A 17,482-nucleotide genomic window follows, 5' to 3' on the forward strand; every position below is an offset into this window, starting at 1 on the left:
GCGAAAGCCTTACTTGGCGTCGTCGATCGCCTTGACCAGTTCGGTCACGGCTTCGTCCGAGGTCTTGATCTGACCGTGGACGAACTTCGACACGACGTCCTTGTAGGCATTGGCGACAGCCGGCGGTGCGCCATAGCCCTGGGCCAGCGAGCCGAACAGCGTGCCGCCGTCATTGGCAGCCTTCAGGTCGGCCATGCCCTTCTTGCCGCAAGCGTCGAAGTCGGTATCTGGCACGTCGGTACGGGCCGGAACCGACCCCTTGACGACGTTGAAGGCCGACTGGAAGCTCTTCGACAGCGTGGCGGTGGCAAGTGCTACCTGGGCGGCCTTGCGGTCGTCCGGAACGTTGAACATGCCGAACATGTCGGAGTTGTAGATCACGCTGCCGTCGGTGCCCGGGAAGCGATAGCACAGGAAGTCTGTGCCCGGCGTTTTCTTGGCGGCGTTGAACTCGCCCTTGGCCCAGTCGCCCATGACCTGAACCAGTGCATCGCCCTTGATGACCATGGCGGTGGCGAGGTTCCAGTCACGGCCCGAGAAGTTCGGGTCGACAAAGGTGACCAGCTTGGCGAGGTTGTCGAACGACTTCTTCATCGTGTCGGACTTCAGCGATTCTTCGTCGAGATCGTTGAAGGCCTTCTTGTAGAACTCAGGTCCGCCGGTCGACAGCACGACCGAGTCGAACATGGTGGCTTCCTGCCAGTTCTGGCCGCCGAGCGCGAGCGGGATGACGCCCGCCGCCTTGGCTTTGTCGAGCAATGCCACGAAGTCGTCGAAGGTCTTCGGCTCAGTGCCGCCGATCTTGTCCATCACCGCCTTGTTGATCCACAACCAGTTGACCGAATGGACGTTGACCGGAGCCGCGACCCACTTGCCGTCATAGACCGAGAATTTCTGCAGGGCCGCCGGAACCGACTTGTCCCAGCCTTCCTTCTTCGCGGTCTCGGTCAGGTCGCCCATGACGCCGGCGGCGGCATAGTCGAGCACGGTGTAGCCGAGCATCTGCGAGGCGGTCGGATAATTGCCGGCCGCGACCATCGCCTTCAGCGCGGTCATGGCAGCGTCGCCGCCACCACCGGCCACCGGCACGTCCTTCCAGGCAAAGCCTTCCTTGGACAGATCCTCCTTGAGGACGTTCAGAGCAGCCGCTTCGCCGCCCGACGTCCACCAATGCAGCATCTGCACTTCCTTGACGTCCTCGGCATGGGCCGCGAAAGCAAAGCCCGATGCGAGAGCCGTTCCGATAAGAAGTTTGCGCAACATGTACTTCCTCCCTTGTTGCATGCACATAACCGGCGGATGTCCGCCGGGGTCTCCCAACTCAGCCGACCCACCATCCGGTGCGCTGGCCGCGATGAAACTGGATTGTCTTTTCCTCGGTATAGTCCTCGACGGCGCGCTTGCCGAGTTCGCGTCCCAGACCGGACTGTTTGTAGCCGCCGAAAGGCAGTTCAGGATAACCTTCCATGAACGTGTTCACCCAAACGGTCCCCGAACGCACATTCCGCGCCACCGACATGCAGGTGTCGATGCTGGCACTCCACACGCCTGCCGACAAACCATAGGGCGTGTTGTTGGCGATGTGCAACGCCTTTTCAATCGATTCAAAAGTCAGCACGGAAAGCACCGGGCCGAACACTTCCTCGCGCGCGATTGCCATGTCCTCGGTCACGCCGCGAATGATGGTAGGGTCAAGGTATTGGCCGGCATTGGACGCCAGTTGCTTGCCGCCGCTGTAGACGCTGCTGCCGTCGCTTGCCGCCGCCGTTACATAGCCGGCTACCTTGGCAAGATGGTCGGACGAGATCATCGCGCCGACCTTGGTACGGTCGTCAAGCGGATCGCCGACCGTCACCTTGGCGGTAAGCGCCTGGACCGCGCTGAGGAAGTCGTCGGCGATCGCCTCATGCACGATCAGCCGGCTGCCGGCGTTGCAGCATTCGCCGGCATTGAAGAAGCCGCCGAAGACAGCTGCATCGGCGGCCGCTTCGAGGTCGGCATCCGGGAAGACGATCTGGCCGTTCTTGCCGCCGAGCTCCATCGAGACCTTCTTCAGCGAGCTGGCGGCCGAGGCCATGGTCATCTTGCCGACGCGGGTCGAGCCGGTGAAGGACACCATCTCGACCAGCGGATGGCTGACCATTGGCGCACCGACATCGGCGCCGAGGCCTGCGAGGATGTTGACGACGCCGGCGGGCAGGCCGGCCTGCATAAGGATGTCGCCGAGAACGAAGGTCGAGGCCGAGGTCATCTCGCTCGGCTTGACCACCGCCGTGCAGCCGGCAGCGAGCGCGAAGGGCAGTTTCTGGCTGACGATGAGGAACGGGAAATTCCACGGCGTGATGATCGAGACGACGCCGATCGGCTCGCGCAGCACCACGCCCAGCATGGCATCGCCGAGATTGGCGTAGCTCTCGCCATGCAGTGTGCGGGCAAGCGAAGCGGCATAGCGCCAGATGTCGACGGCGCCGCCGATCTCGCCGCGCGCCTGGGCGATCGGCTTGCCGGATTCCAGCGCATCGAGCCGGGCGATGTCTTCGAGCTGTGCCTCGATCAGGTCGGCCGCCTTGTGCAGGATCACGGCGCGCTCGGATGCCTTCACGCGCGGCCATGGCCCGGTCTCGAATGCCTTATGGGCAGCGATTACCGCTGCTTCAACCTCCGCCTCGCCGGCCTGCGCATAGCGCGAAACGGTGAAGCCGTGGCCGGGGCTGTTGCGCTCCAGCGTGCGGCCGTCGCGGGCGTCGACATGCTTGCCGTCGATCAGCAGCCGGTAGCTCTTCGGCGCTGTGGAAGCCTCGGTGGGCATGGCGATGTTGAGGGGCGCGTTCATAGGATTTCCACTCTTGTCTAGGCTCGCGAAAAGGCTGGCTTCTGCTTGGCCTTGAAGGCGCCGACGCCGGCCTTGAGGTCACCGGTCAGGGCGATGAAGCCGCTGGCCAGCGCTTCCGTTGCGGCAGCGCTTTCCTCGCCTTCGGCAACCGCGATCATCAGCTTGGCGGCTTCAGTCGCCAGCGGCCCGCGCTCGGCGATTTTTTCCGCCCAGGCCTTGGCTTCGTCGAACGCTTTGCCGGTCTCGACCACCCGGTCAACGACACCCAGGGCAAGCGCATCTGCAGCCACAAGAACCTCGCCGCCGAGCGCCATGCGCCGCACCGTTTGCGCGCCGAAGCGGCGCACGGCGCGCTGCGTGCCGGACCAGCCGGGAACAACGCCGATCGCGGTTTCCGGAAAGCCGAGCTTGACCTGCGTTTCGGCGACGCGGAAATCGCAGGCAGCGGCCAGCTCCAGTCCACCGCCCAGCGCGTGGCCGGAGAGCACGGCGATGGTCGGCTGACGCAGCCTGGCCAGTCGGTCGAAGACGCGGTGGCCATAGCGTACCCATTGCACCTGGAAATCGGCGGCGCTCATCTGCGCCCATGCCTCGACGTCCCCACCGGCGCAGAAGCCCTTGCCTTCACCACGCAACAGTACGACGCGGACGCCGTCGGCCATCTCCGCCTCGTCGAGCGATGTTTCCAGAGCCCGCAGCATCGGGATATCGAGCGCGTTGAACTTTTCCGGCCGGCGCAAGGTGATGATGCCGATGGCGCCATCGGTTTCCAATGTAACGAGACGCTCAGCCATGCGCGCCTCCGAGCGAGGCGCCGCCATTGAGCGACAGGCCGATCGGCCGATCCTGATAGAGTGCGGACGGTGTCACCTTGAGGTCGTTGGCGACGCCGAGCGGGATCTCGGCCTGCGCCAGGACATCGCGTTCGAGGTCGATGCCTGGTGCAAGTTCCGTCACCTGCAACCCATCCGGTGTCAGCTTCATCACGCAGCGCTCGGTGACATAAGTGATGTCCTGTCCCTGCGCGACAGCGCGTTTTCCCGAGAACGAGATGTGCTCGACCTCGTCGACCACCTTCTTCACTTTGCCCTCCTGGTCGATGCGGATGCCGCCATCGGCCAGCGACAGTTTTGCGCCAGCATTGAAGAAGCCCGAGAAGACGATTTTTTTCGCGCGCGCGGTGATGTCCACAAAACCGCCCGCGCCGGCGGTGACATGCGGCCTTGCCGAAAGTCTTGAAACGTTGACCGAGCCGTGGCGGTCGATCTGCAGGAAGGACAGCAGCGAAGCATCGAAGCCGCCGGCCTGGAAATAGATGAACTGGTGCGGCGAGGGCATGATCGCCTCGGCGTTCGAGGCGCAGCCGAACTTGAAGTCGAGCAGCGGCACGCCGCCGACCGCGCCCTGTTCGATCACCCAGGTGACCTTGCCGTGCTGGCCTTCCTCGAGAAGAATGCGCGGCACGTTGGCCGAAATGCCGAAGCCGATGTTGACGGCCATCCCGTCGCGCAATTCCATGGCGACGCGGCGGGCGATCACCTTCTGGACGTTCATCTCGGCGTTGCGGAAGGTCGACAGCGGCCGGAAGATCTCGCCGGAGATCGCCGGGTCGTAAGGTGTCAGCGTCGTCTGCAACTGGTCGGGTGCGATCACGATGTGGTCGACCAGCACGCCGGGCACGCGCACGTCATGCGGCTTCAGCGTGCCGTTCTCGACGACGCGCTTGACCTGCGCGATGACGATGCCGCCATTGTTGCGGGCGGCCAGCGCCTGCTCCAGCCCGCCGAGATAGGCGCCTTCATGTTCATAGGTGAGGTTACCGCGTTCATCGGCCGTCGTGGCGCGGATGATCGAGACCTGCGGAACGATCGAGCGGAAATAGAGCCATTCCTCGCCGTCGAACTGCTGCACCGACACGATCGGCTCGCTGGCGGCCGCGTTCATGGCGCAGCCCTGGTGGCGCGGGTCGGCGAAAGTGTCGAGCCCGACCTTGGTCAGCACGCCGGGCCGCTTGGCAGCGGCCTCGCGATGCATGTCGAACAATATGCCTGAGGGCACGTTGTAGGCGGCGACCGAATTGTCGCCGATCATCTTCCAGATCTGCGGCGGCTCAGAGGACGACGGGCCTGACGGATAGGAGCCGCACAGCGTGCGCTTCAGCAGGCCGGGCTTGGCGAGATGGTCGATGCCCTTGATGCCGTACATGTCGCCGGCGGCGATGGGGTGCAGCGTGGTGATGTTTTTCGGATGGCCCTCTGCGTCGAAACGCTCGCCGATCGCGGCAAGCACCGCATCCGGGCAACCGAGGCCGCTCGACGACGACACGGAAACGACCATGCCGTCCTTGATCAGGCTGGCGGCTTGCGCGGCGGAAACGACCTTGCTCACGCGGCGCTCCCAAGTTTCGGGTCGATTGCGACCGCCTTGCCTAATTTCGCGGACTGAAGTGCTGCCTCGGCCGACGTCAGCGACCAGACGCCGTCTTCACCCGTCGCGGATGGCTGGCCCTCGCCACGGATCGCGGCATGGAACTGGCGCAGCGACCTCGTGTAGAGATCCTCGCGATCGAAGCTCAATTCTTGCTCGCCTTGTGCGGTGCGCAGCAGCACCGAGCCGACCGGTTTCTGGGTCATGACGTTGCTGGCGAAGAGCGAGCCTTCCGAGCCATGCACCTCGAAGCCGGTGCCGGCGAATTTGGTCGTGAAGCCTTCATGCGACTGGGCAATGACGCCCGACTTGAAGCGCCAGATGCACATGGCGCCGTCCTCCAGCCCGCTATTGGCCATGCCGGCGCTTTGGGTGAAGGCCGAAATCTCAACCGGATCGTCGCCCAGCACGAAGCGCAGCGTGTCGGCGTCGTGTACGGTGATGTCGAGCACCACGCCGCCGCCCGCTTCTGGCTTGCTGATGCGCCAGCCCTGCAAACTCTCAGGCAGATAGACCGAGTGAAAAACGCGCGCGGCGACCGGCTTGCCGATGCGGCCGGCGGCGATCGCTTCATGCATGGCCCGGTGCGCGCCGGCGTTGCGCAGATGGTGGTTGGTGCCAAGCACGACGCCGGCAGCCTTGGCGGCGGCGACCATCTTGCGCGCATCGGCGCTGGTCAGCGCCAGCGGTTTTTCGCACAGAACATGCTTGCCCGCCTTGATCGCGGCCAGTGCCTGTTCGAGGTGCAATTCGTTGGTGGTCGAGATGTAGACGGCGTCGATATCCGCGCCGAGCAAGGCATCGAGCGTCGAGACGGCGAGCGGGATGTTGTTTTCCTGGGCGTAGGAAGCGGCGCGCTCCTGGCTGGAGCTCATTACGGCAGTGATCTCGCCATCGGCCTGCGCGCGGATGGCGTTGATCATGAATTGCCTGGCGATCGTGCTGGCGCCGATCAGACCCCATCTGACGCTCATGCCGCGTCTCCCATTCCTGTGCGGAGATCGGGACCGCAGCTGTCCCTGACCACGAGGTTGACCGCGCCGATATGATCCTCGGCGCGCGTGGTGCGCGACTGGATCATCTTCAGCATGACATGGGCAGCGCGCTCGCCTAGGCCTGCCGAGTCGACCGCGACGCTGGTCAGCGCCGGCATGTAGTGCTCGGCCTCGGCCACGTCGTCGAAGCCAACGACGGCAAAATCCGCGCCCGGTTCAAGCCCACGCTTGCGTAGCGCCAGCATGGCGCCGAAGGCGACTGCATCGTTGAAACAGAGTGCCGCCGTTGGCGGCGCGGCCATCGCAAGGGCTGTTTCCATGCAGGCGATGCCGCCCTTGCGGCTGGTCTCGCCTTCGAAGATCAGCCTGTCACCAGCGGCGATGCCGAGCGTTTCACAGGCCTCGCGGAAACCGCCCAATCGTTCGTGATAGACCACCAGATCGGATGAGCCGCCGAAGAAGGCCAACCGACGATGGCCCTTGCCGATCAGATGCTGCGTGGCCAGAAACGCTCCGCGATGATTGTCGGGCGCGATCACCGGGATGCGGCTTTCAGGCAAGCGGCGCATGGCGAAGACGACAGGAAGGCCAGCCATCTCCAGGCGACGGAAAGCGCCCGGCGTCGTGCCGCGCGCCGGCGACACGATCAGCCCGGCGACGCCCTGTTCCATCAGCGACTTCAGCACTTCCTCCTGGCGCACCGGGTTCTCTGCCGTGTTGGCGATGAAGGGCACGATGCCGGCCGACTGGAAGACGCGCTCCATGCCGACCGCCAGTTCGGCGAAGAAGGGGTTGGTGAGATCGTTGATGACCATGCCGATGACATTGGAGTGGGCCTTGCGCAGATTGGCGGCGCCGCGGTTGTAGACATAGCCGACGTCCTCGATCGCCTTGCGCACCTTGACCGCGGTTTCAGGCCGGATCAGCCCGCTGCCCTGGAGCACGAGCGACACCGTCGATTTGGACACGCCCGCCTCGCGAGCAATGTCGAGTATCGTCGCCTTGGGCCGGCTGGCCATCCAGATACGTCCTTCCGGCTTTTTTGGTCTAATTTATTGGAACGTTCTAATCACTGTCGGGAATGGGAGTCAATCCGGATCTTTCGCGCTTGAGAAAAATTGATCAGATCCGCTAAAAAATCTTTCCTGACAAGGGTTCCTGTGTTGCGACGCAGCATCCGATCGCGCTGGGTATGGGATCATAAAGGTTCTTGATTTATTGGAACGTTCCATTTATAGGCGCGACAAAGGGAGAGTTTCATGGACATCACCTTGCCCGAAGAGGACGGTTGCAGCTCTATCTACCGGCTGGTCGGCCAGCCGGTGCAACCGGTGGCCGGCGCACGGTTTTCGCGCATCGCCTATGCCGCCGCCCATGTCGTCGCCGATCCCATGGCGATGACCGATCCGTGGTCGCAACCGGTCGTCGACTGGGACAGGACAATGGCGTTTCGCCATCATCTGTGGGCGCTTGGCTTCCGCATCGCCGAGGCGATGGACACCTCGCAGCGCGGCATGGGATTCGACTGGGCAAGCGCGAAGGAATTGATCCGCCGTTCGATCGCCGAGGCGCGCACCGTCGAAGGCGCCGATCTCGCCTCCGGCGCCGGCACCGATCATCTGGCGCCGGCCGCCGCCAGAAGCCTCGATGACGTGATAGGCGCCTACGAAGAGCAGTTCGCCTTCGTCGAAGGCGAGGGCGGCAGGGCGATCATGATGGCAAGCCGGGCGCTGGCGGCGGTGGCCAAGGCACCCGACGACTATGCCCGGGTCTACGACCGCATCCTGGCCCAGGCCTCCGGCAAGGTCATCCTGCACTGGCTGGGCGACATGTTCGACCCGGCGCTGAAGGGGTATTGGGGCAGCAATGATTTCGAGGCTGCGCTCGACACGGTCGTCGCCATCATCGAGCGCCATGCAAGCAAGGTCGAAGGGATAAAGATCTCGCTGCTCGACGCCGGCAGGGAGGTGGCGCTCAGGGATCGCCTGCCCGAGGGCATCGTCATGTTCACCGGCGACGATTTCAACTATCCCGATTTGATTGCCGGCGACGGGCAAAGACATTCGCACGCGCTCCTCGGTATTTTCGATGCCATCGCGCCGGTCGCCAATGCTGCGCTGGCGAAACTGGCCGATGGCGATCATGCCGGCTACGACGCGCTGATGGCGCCGACCGTGCCGCTGTCGCGAAAAATCTTCGAGGCGCCGACCGAATATTACAAGGCCGGCATCGTCTTCATGGCCTGGCTCAACGGCCACCAGGACCATTTCGCGATGGTCGGCGGCATGCAGTCGGCGCGCGGCATCCGCCACTATGCCGAAGTCTTCCGGCTCGCCGATCAGGCCGGATTGCTGGCCAACCCGGAACTCGCCGTTGTCAGGATGAGGCACCTCTGCGCCGTCGCCGGCGTCTGAGCACGCCCTCCCTCGGGCCGATGTTCGGATTTGCCTTGTTGGGGCAAATCTGTATTCGCTATGGCCCATTGGGAGGGGACGAATAGGGCATGACGGACAAAGTAGCTTTGATCACCGGCGTGACCGGCCAGGACGGCGCCTATCTGGCACAGTTGCTGCTGCAGAAAGGCTATGTCGTGCATGGCGTCAAACGCCGCTCTTCTTCCTTCAATACCGAGCGCGTCGACGACATCTACGTCGATCCGCATGAGCACGGCACCCGTTTCTTCCTGCACTATGGCGATCTGACCGACTCGACCAATTTGATCCGCCTGGTGCAGGAGACAAAGCCGAGCGAAATCTACAATCTCGGCGCCCAGAGCCATGTCCAGGTGAGCTTCGAGACACCGGAATATACCGGCAATGCCGATGCGCTCGGCACGCTCAGGCTGCTGGAGGCCATCCGCATCCTTGGCCTCGAAAAGTCGGTGCGTTTCTACCAGGCGTCGACATCGGAGCTTTACGGCAAGGTTGCCGAAACCCCGCAAAGCGAGACCGCGCCCTTCTATCCACGCTCGCCCTATGCGGCGGCCAAGCTCTACGCCTACTGGATCACGGTCAACTACCGCGAGGCCTATGGCATGTTTGCCGCCAACGGCATCCTGTTCAACCATGAGAGCCCGACGCGCGGCGAAACCTTCGTCACCCGCAAGATCACGCGCGCCGTCGCCGCGATCCATCGCGGACTGCAGGACACGCTCTATCTCGGCAATATCAACGCCAAGCGCGACTGGGGCCATGCGCGCGACTATGTCGAAGGCATGTGGCGGATCCTGCAGCACAGCGAGGCCGATGACTTCGTGCTGGCGACGGGCGAGATGCACTCCGTGCGCGAATTCGTCGAACTGGCCTTTGCGGAGACCGGGCGGACCATTCGCTGGCAGGGCCAAGGTGTCGACGAGGTCGGTGTGGATGCCGGCTCGGGCGCCGTGCTGGTGCGCATCGACCCGCGCTATTTCAGGCCGACAGAGGTCGAGATCCTTGTCGGCGACGCATCCAAGGCGAGGGCCAGACTTGGCTGGTCGCACACGATTGGCTTCAAGGAACTGGTTGTGGAAATGGTGCAGGCCGACTTGGTGCGCTCAGTCGACGACATCCGGCGCAACGGCCACCAGTCATAGGATGCGGCGATGACTTTCGAGCTGCGGGGCAAGCGGGTTTTTGTCGCCGGGCATCGCGGCATGGTCGGCTCGGCAATCGTGCGCCGGCTGGCGGCCGAGGATTGCGAGATCCTGACCGTGCTGCGTGAGCAGCTCGACCTGCTCGACCAGGCCGGCGTGCGGCGCTGGATGGCCGATCACAGGCCGGACGCGGTGGTGATGGCCGCGGCCAAGGTCGGCGGCATCCTGGCCAATGACAGGTTCCCGGTCGATTTCCTGCATGAAAATCTCGTCGTGCAGACCAATGTCATCGAGGCTGCCTTTCGCAATGGAGTGGAGAAGCTTCTGTTTCTTGGCTCGTCCTGCATCTATCCGAAGCTAGCGCCGCAGCCGATCCCCGAAGACGCACTGCTGACCGGCCCGCTCGAGCCGACCAATGAATGGTATGCAGTCGCCAAGATCGCCGGGCTGAAACTTGCCCAGGCCTACCGGCGCCAATATGGCGTCGACTACATTTCGGCGATGCCGGCCAATCTTTACGGCCCGGGCGACAATTTCGACCTTTCCACCAGCCATGTCGTGCCGGCATTGATGCGCAAGGCGCATGAGGCCAAGCGCACCGGCGGCAAGACCCTGGAGGTCTGGGGATCGGGTACGCCGATGCGCGAGTTCCTGCATGTCGACGACGCCGCCGACGCCCTGGTCTGGCTGCTGAAGAATTATGCCGGAGACAGCCATGTCAATGTCGGTTCGGGAGAGGACATCAGCATTGCGGATCTGGCCCGCACCATCGTATCCGTCGTCGGCGCGGAGGCCGCGATCGCATTCGATCCGACGAAGCCGGACGGCACGCCGCGCAAGCTAATGGATGTGTCGCGCCTGTTTGCCGGGGGCTGGCGCCCGGGCTATTCGCTTCGCAGTGGCTTGGAACAGACCTATGCGTGGTTTCTCCAGCATGTTGAGAAAGGTGATGTCCGCCTCGGTGCGGTCTGAACCTCGATCGAGGCTGATTGCCGCGACGAGAGGCCATGTCATGTCCAAGGATTTCGACCGTTTCTTCGCGGCCGCGAACGCGGGTTATTCTCATGCCGCTGCGTGCTCGGCGCACATCTTCCAGAGCGCATTGAAGGACACGGAATCCGCATCGAAAATGGCCGCCCTAGCGCTTGCAGCCGAACCGGAAAATGAGATCTTCAAGAAAATCGGACGGCAAATAGGGCCGATCACGACTGGGAAATCCGGCACACTGTCGAAGCTGCGGTCGCAGCTCTGGAAAGCCGGTCTGAGAATTTAGGGCCTTCTCCACATCCAGAACGGAGCGATGCCTTCGTCCGGGTGGAAGACGGGCGTGGCGGTCTGCGCCTCGGCGTTGGGGATCATTGCTTCGGGATCGTGCCGCGCAAGATCGAGCAACAGCGGCCAAAGCCGGTGCGGGTCGATCATGTCCATCGACGTGGCGCCATGGCTGTCGATATTCGCCGCCAGCCAGTGCAGGGCACGGACCAGTCGCTGTCCTTCTCCTGCCCGATGCTGCCAAAGATCGTCGCCGACCGAGGACAGGATGCGCGCCAGCGTCGTCCAACCCTGCAGGGTAGACAGGGTGTAGTGTCTGGGGCGGGTGCGCGACAATTCCCTCGGCAGCGAGCCATCAGGCGCGATCTGGTCCGTCAGTCTCTCCCTGGCGCGACGGCCGATCCCGGCCAGCATCGCGCTGTCTGCCAGGAATGCGGCGATCGACGCTCGCTGCAGATCAAAGAACACACCGTGGTTGTTGAGGCGCTTGGACGCGGCCACCGCAGCCGGCGCCGTGTCCAGCCATTCGCGGTACCAACCAAGCCAGGCCCTGAATGCTTCGCGCTCTCCTGCGTTCAATTCCCCCGTCCGCTCAACCAGACGAACCGCATCAAGGAAGAAATAGAGATCCTTGAGCTCGATAATACCTTGCCCGCTCCCTTCGTTGTCGTCGTGACCGAACCGCACCTGCGCGTCGCGCATATGCGGGTTCATTCTTGTCGCCGGATCGATGAACCATGTTTCGGATGAGCTTGGCGGCGTGGCCGGCATAGTGCTGTTCGTCAAGCACCGTCGCCGCCAGTGCAAGCACGGTGGTATCGTCCAGCAATCGCTGCAGGCGCGTACGATCGTAGGCTTCGCTGCCTGCTTCATACATTGTGGTGCCGGGTGCGCGTTGGCCGTCATGCCCGACAAAGGGAAGTCCGTCAGGCTTGCCGGGATCGGGCCACCAATAGGGCGCCGGCTGGAAATAGTCGTGCGCGTCGCAGCTTGGCGCTACGCCTGTCTTGTCCGTCACGCTGAACGGACCGCGGGTCAGCGCCTGGTCGGCGCAGATCCGCAAATGCCGCTGAAGATCGGCGCCCTTGTTCCCGGACGCGGCGGTGAGCGCTTCCTCGTCGTAGAAGGCCAGGCGCGACGGATCGAGCCTGGCAGAGACCGCACTGGCGTCGCAGCGGTCGAGCATGTCGACGATCGCCTCGTCGCGGCTGGTCCAGCGGGCGATGAAGCCCGCCTTGCCAATTTCAAGGTGCGAGCGCCCTGAATCCAGGCGCGCGACCCAGCCGGCATTCTGGAAAAGCCCGGCATCGGGCGAGAGGGGCGGACGCGGGAAATCCCACTGGTCGTCGCAGAACCGGTCCCACTGCCCGGGAACGCCAAGCCGCCACAGCATTTCGACCTTTGGCCGGCGTCCATAGGGATAGTTTTCGTCGAACAGTTCCGTCGTATCGGTTCGAAATAGGATTTGCGGCTCTTCGTTTGCCCGCGGGTTGAAGGCCGCGTCGAGCAGAAGTGCGTTGACGATGCGCGCCATCGGCACCACGACATAGCGGAAATGCGGGTTTTCTCCAGTGGCTGCCCGGATCTGTTGATAGGCCGACAGCGTCAGGTAGCAGTTGCCGTCCCACGGCATCAGCCACTTCGCCCGCCCGCGGGCGATCTCAAGCGCCGTGTTGCGCGCTCCGTTGTTGTTCATCGCATAGAGGTTCTTGCCGCGCCGGATGTGCGTTTCATAGCGCGCGGCATTCGGCTCGGCCGATCGGATGCTGCTTTCCGAAGACCGGAACTCGCCCGTGGACAGTTCGTCCATGTTCCAGGGGATTTGCCGATAGGCATCAAGGTCGAATGGGATCCTGTGGAAATTCTGGCTCCGGCTTTCCAGCAGGCCGATGATGCGGGCCTCTTCCCCGGCGTCCGTTATCCGGTTGACGATCCAGAATTTCTCGTAATCCGGGAAGGCGGGTTCGTTGTCCAGGATGAACAGGGCGTTGTCGTATGACTGGCCCTTGCGGTGTCGCGGCTCCATTGCCGATGATCCGGACAAGCATGAAGCTGTCCTTCACACGCGAAATCGGCGAGGCCGCGTAGCCGTCATTATGCGCAGCTTCACGACATGGCGGTGTTCGAGCTTGCGTTTTGCCGAAACCAGCGCATTGCCAAGACTCGAGAGCGGCGACTTGAGATGCTTTTTCGACCGCTTGAGCTCGAGGAGCATTCGTTGCCAGGTGGACCGTCGCTCGGCTGGAACTGGGGTCATGGCTGCCCGCCCGGGGGGCAGGCGGAGACGATCGGGATCACATGTCATCATGGACCGTCCGATTGCCGCCATCTCCTGCTTCTCTCCTGCGAACCTTCAGTCGTCTCCTTGCCTTTTACACGCAGCACGTCACCGCTCAATTCGGCCTCGGGCGCTATCGGCGCACTTGCCTGTTCAGGCATCGAGAAAAATTTCTCAGACTATTTTTCGGTTCCTTTGAACCAATCGTCGCGGCGCGCGACCAAGCGCTGCGTAACAACGTGGTTCATCAAGGAGACCGTCCATGTTTATTCGATCAAGAAACGTCTTGCTTGCCGCCATTGCCGTCTCGGTGCTGGCGGGCTGTCAGACGACGGCGCCAAGAGATTGCGACAAGACAAAGCCTGGTGTCACCCACAACGCCAAATGCTGCGGCATCGGCGACGCGCCGTGCAAGGAAGGCAGGAACGGCGACAAGTCGCCTTCGCCCGATCCGGAGCCTCAATGAGCTGACCTAAGCCTTACCTGTCCCGGCCCAAGCCGGGATGGGTTTTGCGGAGTGTCCATGAAGACCTTTGCCGGGGTCGCCGAGCATACGATACAGTCCGGATTTGTCTGGATGGTGGGCGTGACAGGGATTGAACCTGTGACCCCTGCAATGTCAATGCAGTGCTCTCCCGCTGAGCTACACGCCCATCCGAAGCCGCGCATACACCATTTTTGATCCAGCGCGTCAATAGGTCGAAGAGGGAAAGAAAGGCTCGTCTTGTCGCGCCGCCGAGGACGCGCCGGGATCGAGCCGGAAGTGCTTCAGGCGGCCTGCAGCATCTTTTCGACCTCGTTGACGAGATCGCGCAGATGGAACGGCTTCGACAGGACCTTGGCGTCCTTCGGAGCCTTGGAATCCGGATTGAGCGCAACGGCGGCGAAACCGGTGATGAACATGACCTTGAGGTCGGGATCGATCTCGGTGGCGCGGCGGGCGAGCTCGATGCCGTCCATCTCGGGCATGACGATGTCGGTCAGGAGCAGCGAGAAAGGCTCCTCGCGCAGCCGCTCATAGGCGCTGGCGCCATTGTCGAAATCGCTCACCTGATAGCCGGCTCGCTCCAGCGCCTTGACGAGGAACCGGCGCATATCGTCATCGTCTTCCGCCAGCAGAATGCGTGCCATCATATCCCGTCCGAATCACCCGCCCCGACATTGGCGCCGGGCAAGCCCGTTAACCATCCTGTATATGAGGAGGTGACGGTAAACATCAAGTGAACGATGGCGGCATTATCCTGACTTTGGCTGAGCTGTGAGGGTGCTGAAATGCTGGACATGCGGCCGGCGAGATGGCACTTTCAAATCATGATGCAGTGCTGTTTCCGGGTTCGCTCAAATTGAAGACGGCAGCCGAGGATTTTTCGGTCGTTCCACCCTTCGAAATCCGATCGGGCGCCGAGCAGCGCGTTCCCTTCCTCTTCAACTCGCCGCACAGCGGCCGCTACTATCCCGACCGCTTCCTGGCCATGGCGCGGCTCGACCGCAACGCCATCCGCCGGTCCGAGGATTGCTATGTCGAGGAACTGTTCGGCGGCGCCGTAGCCCTTGGCGCGCCGATGCTGGCGGCGAATTTCCCGCGCGCCTATCTCGACGTCAATCGCGAGCCCTGGGAACTCGACCCGCGCATGTTCGCCGAACCGGTGCCGTCCTTCTGCAACATCCGCTCGGCGCGGGTGGCGGGCGGACTTGGCACCGTGCCGAAGCTGGTGGGGGAGGGGCTCGACATCTATTCCGGTCGCCTGCCGCTGGCCGAGGCCGTGGCGCGCATCGAGACCGTCTACAAGCCCTATCACGAGACGCTGAAGCGGCTTTTGACCAGGACCCACGCGCGGTTCGGCTATGCCGTGCTTATCGACTGTCATTCGATGCCCGCCAGCATCAGAGTTGGCGACAATGGGGTGCGGCCGGACTTCATCGTCGGCGACCGGTTCGGCATCTCCGCCACGACGGCCTTGACCGAGACGGCGATCGGCCTGCTCACCGGCATGGGCTATACGGTCGCCCACAACAAGCCCTATGCCGGCGGCTTCATCACCGAGCATTACGGCCGGCCGGCGCGCCATCTCCATGCGCTGCAGATCGAGGTCAATCGCGGGCTTTACATGAATGAGCGGACGTTCCAGAAATCCGCCGGCTTCGACGCGCTCGCCGACGATCTGGCGCGCTTCTCGGCCGAGCTGATGGCGATGCCCGATCACCATTTCATCGACCTGCCGCTCGCCGCCGAATAGGTTTGGCGCCAAGCCGCATAGGTCAGCGCCCGCACCGGCTTCGCGATGAAAAAAAGACCGCATCGTTTTCACGACACGGTCGAAGTCTAGGGAGGAAACGCCCAAGGAGGGCATGGACAGGAAGACCTGTCCGAGAACAAATCTATTGTGCGCTGCACAAATGTCAACCGACTTCGGGCTTTTTTAATTCACTATGAAGTGGAAATTGCGTTTCGATGACGCTTGCGTGACATTCGGGCAACAGTGGTCATGGCGCCGGAGGGCTCCCAAGCCCTTGCTCCGGCGCGAAATCACCGGCAATGACGACGTGCTGCAACGCGGGAGAATCAGTTGGATATCAGCATCGACTTCATGCGGCGCATCGCACATGCCGCCGCCGCCGAGACCTTGCCGCGCTTCCGCAACCAGGGCGCCATCGCCAACAAGGAGGTGAGCGGCTTCGATCCGGTCACCGAGGCCGATCGCGAGGCCGAGCGGGTCATCCGGGCCCTGATATCGGCGGAATATCCCGATCATGGCATTTTGGGCGAGGAGCATGGCAGCGAGAACATATCCAGCAGGCATGTCTGGGTGATCGATCCGATCGACGGGACGCGTGCCTTCATTTCCGGCCTGCCGGTCTGGGGGACGCTGGTCGGGCTGACCGTCGACGGCGATGCCGTCGCCGGCCTGATGTCGCAACCCTTCACCGGCGAGCTGTATTACGCTAACGCCTCCGGAGCCCATTATGAGGGGCCGGGCGGGCCGCGCAAGCTTGCGACGCGCAAGACGACGGACCTCAGCAAAGCGACGCTGTTCACTACCACGCCGGCGCTGTTCAAGGGCGAGGCGCGCACGCGCTACGACCAGTTCGAAAAGCAGGTTCAGCTCGCCCGCTATGGCACCGATTGCTACGCCTTCGCCATGGTCGCGGCAGGAAACGTCGACGTCGTCGCCGATCCCGGGCTGAAGCCCTACGACATCGTGGCGCTGATCCCGATCATCGAAAAGGCTGGCGGCGTCGTCACCACGTTCGACGGTGGGCCGGCGGAAAAGGGCGGCGACATTTTGGCGGCGGCAACGCCAGAATTGCATGCGGCCGCGATGGCGGCATTGCGCGGCTAGGGTCCGCCGATATTCAGGTGATGCCGGCCTGCGAATGGCGGTCTCCTGCGCTTCGGGTGCTCACGTACTTTAAGTACGCTCCGCTCCGGTTCTCGGAAACCATCATTCTCGGCTCGGCCCGACCTCAATCTCGACGAACCCTTGGCGCGGCGACAGGCCAATCCTCCTGACAGGCAGGTGTCAGGATCCTTCCGCTATAGAAGGATTTCACCCGAGGGAGGATCAGAGATGCCAACGCAGCCAACAGCCAGCCGTCCAGACAAAGATCCGGCGGACGGCCGCAGCGATTTCGATTTCTTCCATGGACGCTGGACGGTCAGCCATCGACGGTTGCGCACGCGGCTGGCTGGCGACACCAACTGGGACATGTTTGCCGGAACGTGCGATGTGCGCGCGATCCTCGGCGGCCTCGGCAATGTCGACGACAATGTGATCGCATTGCCCGGCGGCACCTATCGCGCTGCCACGGTGCGGACCTTCGATCCGGCGACGAAGCAGTGGTCGATCTGGTGGATCGACGGCCGCGATCCGCTAACCATCGACGTGCCGATGCGCGGGTCGTTCGAGGACGGCGTCGGCACATTTTTATGCGACGACATCTTCGAAGGCCGCCCGATTCGGGTACGGTTCCTCTGGTCGGGGATCACCGAAGAATCGGCGCGCTGGGAGCAGGCCTTTTCGCCGGATGGCGGCAAGACCTGGGAAACCAACTGGATCATGGAATTCGCCCGGCAGGCCTGATCTCCGAGGGGCAGCGCCTGC

The 17,482-nt window shown here is 63.2% G+C and carries 17 protein-coding genes and 1 tRNA gene; 8 read left to right on the forward strand and 10 right to left on the reverse strand.

Annotation, left to right across the window (positions count from 1 at the left end):
* Window positions 1–9: 9 nt before the first annotated feature.
* The 6 genes from D3227_RS14685 to D3227_RS14710 are packed head-to-tail and all read right to left on the reverse strand — an operon-like array spanning window position 10 to window position 7,274.
* Entirely contained in the window at window positions 10–1,263 is a 1,254-nt protein-coding gene (locus tag D3227_RS14685; RefSeq protein ID WP_120014831.1) for an ABC transporter substrate-binding protein, read from the reverse strand.
* A gap of 58 nt (window positions 1,264–1,321) precedes the next feature.
* Window positions 1,322–2,833 (reverse strand): aldehyde dehydrogenase family protein, encoded by a 1,512-nt coding sequence (locus D3227_RS14690; protein WP_120014832.1) that lies wholly within the window; start codon window positions 2,831–2,833, stop codon window positions 1,322–1,324.
* A gap of 17 nt (window positions 2,834–2,850) precedes the next feature.
* A complete protein-coding gene (locus D3227_RS14695) occupies window positions 2,851–3,627 on the reverse strand; it encodes an enoyl-CoA hydratase/isomerase family protein (RefSeq protein ID WP_120014964.1) in 777 nt (258 codons plus the stop codon).
* Window positions 3,620–5,221: an acyl CoA:acetate/3-ketoacid CoA transferase gene (locus D3227_RS14700; RefSeq protein ID WP_120014833.1), complete on the reverse strand. Its 1,602-nt coding sequence runs from the start codon at window positions 5,219–5,221 to the stop codon at window positions 3,620–3,622. Before D3227_RS14700 ends, D3227_RS14695 begins: the two co-directional genes overlap by 8 nt.
* Window positions 5,218–6,234, reverse strand: coding sequence for a Gfo/Idh/MocA family protein (locus D3227_RS14705; protein WP_120014834.1), 1,017 nt, complete (start codon window positions 6,232–6,234; stop codon window positions 5,218–5,220). The genes D3227_RS14700 and D3227_RS14705 overlap by 4 nt, the downstream gene beginning before the upstream one ends.
* Window positions 6,231–7,274, reverse strand: a complete 1,044-nt coding sequence (locus D3227_RS14710; protein ID WP_120014835.1) for a LacI family DNA-binding transcriptional regulator — start codon at window positions 7,272–7,274, stop codon at window positions 6,231–6,233. The genes D3227_RS14705 and D3227_RS14710 overlap by 4 nt, the downstream gene beginning before the upstream one ends.
* Window positions 7,275–7,514: 240 nt before the next feature.
* Between D3227_RS14710 and D3227_RS14715 the strand changes: the two genes are divergently transcribed.
* The 4 genes from D3227_RS14715 (at window position 7,515) to D3227_RS14730 (ending at window position 11,102) form a co-directional block, all read left to right on the forward strand.
* A complete protein-coding gene (locus D3227_RS14715) occupies window positions 7,515–8,669 on the forward strand; it encodes a dihydrodipicolinate synthase family protein (protein WP_120014836.1) in 1,155 nt (384 codons plus the stop codon).
* A gap of 89 nt (window positions 8,670–8,758) precedes the next feature.
* Window positions 8,759–9,829, forward strand: a complete 1,071-nt coding sequence (gene gmd / locus D3227_RS14720; RefSeq protein WP_120014837.1) for a GDP-mannose 4,6-dehydratase — start codon at window positions 8,759–8,761, stop codon at window positions 9,827–9,829.
* Between the two features lie 9 nt (window positions 9,830–9,838).
* The gene (gene fcl, locus D3227_RS14725; RefSeq protein ID WP_120014838.1) at window positions 9,839–10,801 is read left to right on the forward strand and encodes a GDP-L-fucose synthase; all 963 of its coding nucleotides are present in this window, start codon (window positions 9,839–9,841) and stop codon (window positions 10,799–10,801) included.
* Between the two features lie 40 nt (window positions 10,802–10,841).
* Window positions 10,842–11,102: a hypothetical protein gene (locus tag D3227_RS14730; RefSeq protein WP_120014839.1), complete on the forward strand. Its 261-nt coding sequence runs from the start codon at window positions 10,842–10,844 to the stop codon at window positions 11,100–11,102.
* On the opposite strand, the gene D3227_RS41570 is transcribed toward D3227_RS14730, so the two are convergent.
* Both D3227_RS41570 and D3227_RS41575 read right to left on the reverse strand, forming a co-directional pair.
* On the reverse strand, window positions 11,099–11,803 hold the full coding sequence (locus tag D3227_RS41570; protein ID WP_245451758.1) for an alginate lyase family protein: 705 nt from the start codon (window positions 11,801–11,803) through the stop codon (window positions 11,099–11,101). The two genes, D3227_RS14730 and D3227_RS41570, sit on opposite strands and share 4 nt — an antisense overlap.
* Window positions 11,712–13,127 carry an alginate lyase family protein gene (locus tag D3227_RS41575; RefSeq protein ID WP_167480697.1) on the reverse strand — a complete coding sequence of 472 codons (1,416 nt, stop codon included), beginning with the start codon at window positions 13,125–13,127 and terminating at the stop codon, window positions 11,712–11,714. The genes D3227_RS41570 and D3227_RS41575 overlap by 92 nt, the downstream gene beginning before the upstream one ends.
* A gap of 514 nt (window positions 13,128–13,641) precedes the next feature.
* Here D3227_RS41575 and D3227_RS14740 point away from each other — a divergent pair.
* Complete coding sequence (locus D3227_RS14740) at window positions 13,642–13,845, forward strand: hypothetical protein (RefSeq protein ID WP_120014840.1); 204 nt, start codon at window positions 13,642–13,644, stop codon at window positions 13,843–13,845.
* 112 nt (window positions 13,846–13,957) lie between these two features.
* Here the strand turns inward: D3227_RS14740 and D3227_RS14745 are convergent.
* Together D3227_RS14745 and cpdR are read right to left on the reverse strand one after the other, a co-directional pair.
* Window positions 13,958–14,032 (reverse strand) — tRNA-Val (locus D3227_RS14745).
* Between the two features lie 115 nt (window positions 14,033–14,147).
* A complete protein-coding gene (gene cpdR / locus D3227_RS14750) occupies window positions 14,148–14,510 on the reverse strand; it encodes a cell cycle two-component system response regulator CpdR (protein ID WP_006199474.1) in 363 nt (120 codons plus the stop codon).
* 164 nt (window positions 14,511–14,674) lie between these two features.
* Here cpdR and D3227_RS14755 point away from each other — a divergent pair, with 164 nt between their 5' ends.
* From D3227_RS14755 to D3227_RS14765, 3 genes are all read left to right on the forward strand, one after another.
* Window positions 14,675–15,616 (forward strand): N-formylglutamate amidohydrolase, encoded by a 942-nt coding sequence (locus D3227_RS14755; RefSeq protein WP_120014841.1) that lies wholly within the window; start codon window positions 14,675–14,677, stop codon window positions 15,614–15,616.
* A gap of 330 nt (window positions 15,617–15,946) precedes the next feature.
* Window positions 15,947–16,720 (forward strand): histidinol-phosphatase, encoded by a 774-nt coding sequence (hisN, locus tag D3227_RS14760; protein WP_120014842.1) that lies wholly within the window; start codon window positions 15,947–15,949, stop codon window positions 16,718–16,720.
* A 228-nt stretch (window positions 16,721–16,948) separates the two neighbouring features.
* Entirely contained in the window at window positions 16,949–17,461 is a 513-nt protein-coding gene (locus D3227_RS14765) for a DUF1579 family protein (RefSeq protein WP_120014843.1), read from the forward strand.
* The last annotated feature ends 21 nt before the right edge of the window (window positions 17,462–17,482 follow it).

The organism is Mesorhizobium waimense (assembly GCF_003601975.1).
In the GTDB taxonomy this organism is placed as follows: domain Bacteria; phylum Pseudomonadota; class Alphaproteobacteria; order Rhizobiales; family Rhizobiaceae; genus Mesorhizobium; species Mesorhizobium waimense.

Coding starts and splice junctions, on each gene's coding strand:
- D3227_RS14740 (WP_120014840.1), top strand. CDS start 13,642: ATGTTTATTCGATCAAGAAACGTCTTGCTTGCCGCCATTGCCGTCTCG.
- D3227_RS14715 (WP_120014836.1), top strand. CDS start 7,515: ATGGACATCACCTTGCCCGAAGAGGACGGTTGCAGCTCTATCTACCGG.
- D3227_RS14730 (WP_120014839.1), top strand. CDS start 10,842: ATGTCCAAGGATTTCGACCGTTTCTTCGCGGCCGCGAACGCGGGTTAT.
- D3227_RS14695 (WP_120014964.1), bottom strand. CDS start 3,627: ATGGCTGAGCGTCTCGTTACATTGGAAACCGATGGCGCCATCGGCATC.
- D3227_RS14710 (WP_120014835.1), bottom strand. CDS start 7,274: ATGGCCAGCCGGCCCAAGGCGACGATACTCGACATTGCTCGCGAGGCG.
- fcl (WP_120014838.1), top strand. CDS start 9,839: ATGACTTTCGAGCTGCGGGGCAAGCGGGTTTTTGTCGCCGGGCATCGC.
- D3227_RS14755 (WP_120014841.1), top strand. CDS start 14,675: ATGGCACTTTCAAATCATGATGCAGTGCTGTTTCCGGGTTCGCTCAAA.
- D3227_RS14685 (WP_120014831.1), bottom strand. CDS start 1,263: ATGTTGCGCAAACTTCTTATCGGAACGGCTCTCGCATCGGGCTTTGCT.
- D3227_RS41570 (WP_245451758.1), bottom strand. CDS start 11,803: ATGCGCGACGCGCAGGTGCGGTTCGGTCACGACGACAACGAAGGGAGC.
- D3227_RS41575 (WP_167480697.1), bottom strand. CDS start 13,127: ATGGAGCCGCGACACCGCAAGGGCCAGTCATACGACAACGCCCTGTTC.
- D3227_RS14690 (WP_120014832.1), bottom strand. CDS start 2,833: ATGAACGCGCCCCTCAACATCGCCATGCCCACCGAGGCTTCCACAGCG.
- cpdR (WP_006199474.1), bottom strand. CDS start 14,510: ATGGCACGCATTCTGCTGGCGGAAGACGATGACGATATGCGCCGGTTC.
- D3227_RS14765 (WP_120014843.1), top strand. CDS start 16,949: ATGCCAACGCAGCCAACAGCCAGCCGTCCAGACAAAGATCCGGCGGAC.
- D3227_RS14705 (WP_120014834.1), bottom strand. CDS start 6,234: ATGAGCGTCAGATGGGGTCTGATCGGCGCCAGCACGATCGCCAGGCAA.
- gmd (WP_120014837.1), top strand. CDS start 8,759: ATGACGGACAAAGTAGCTTTGATCACCGGCGTGACCGGCCAGGACGGC.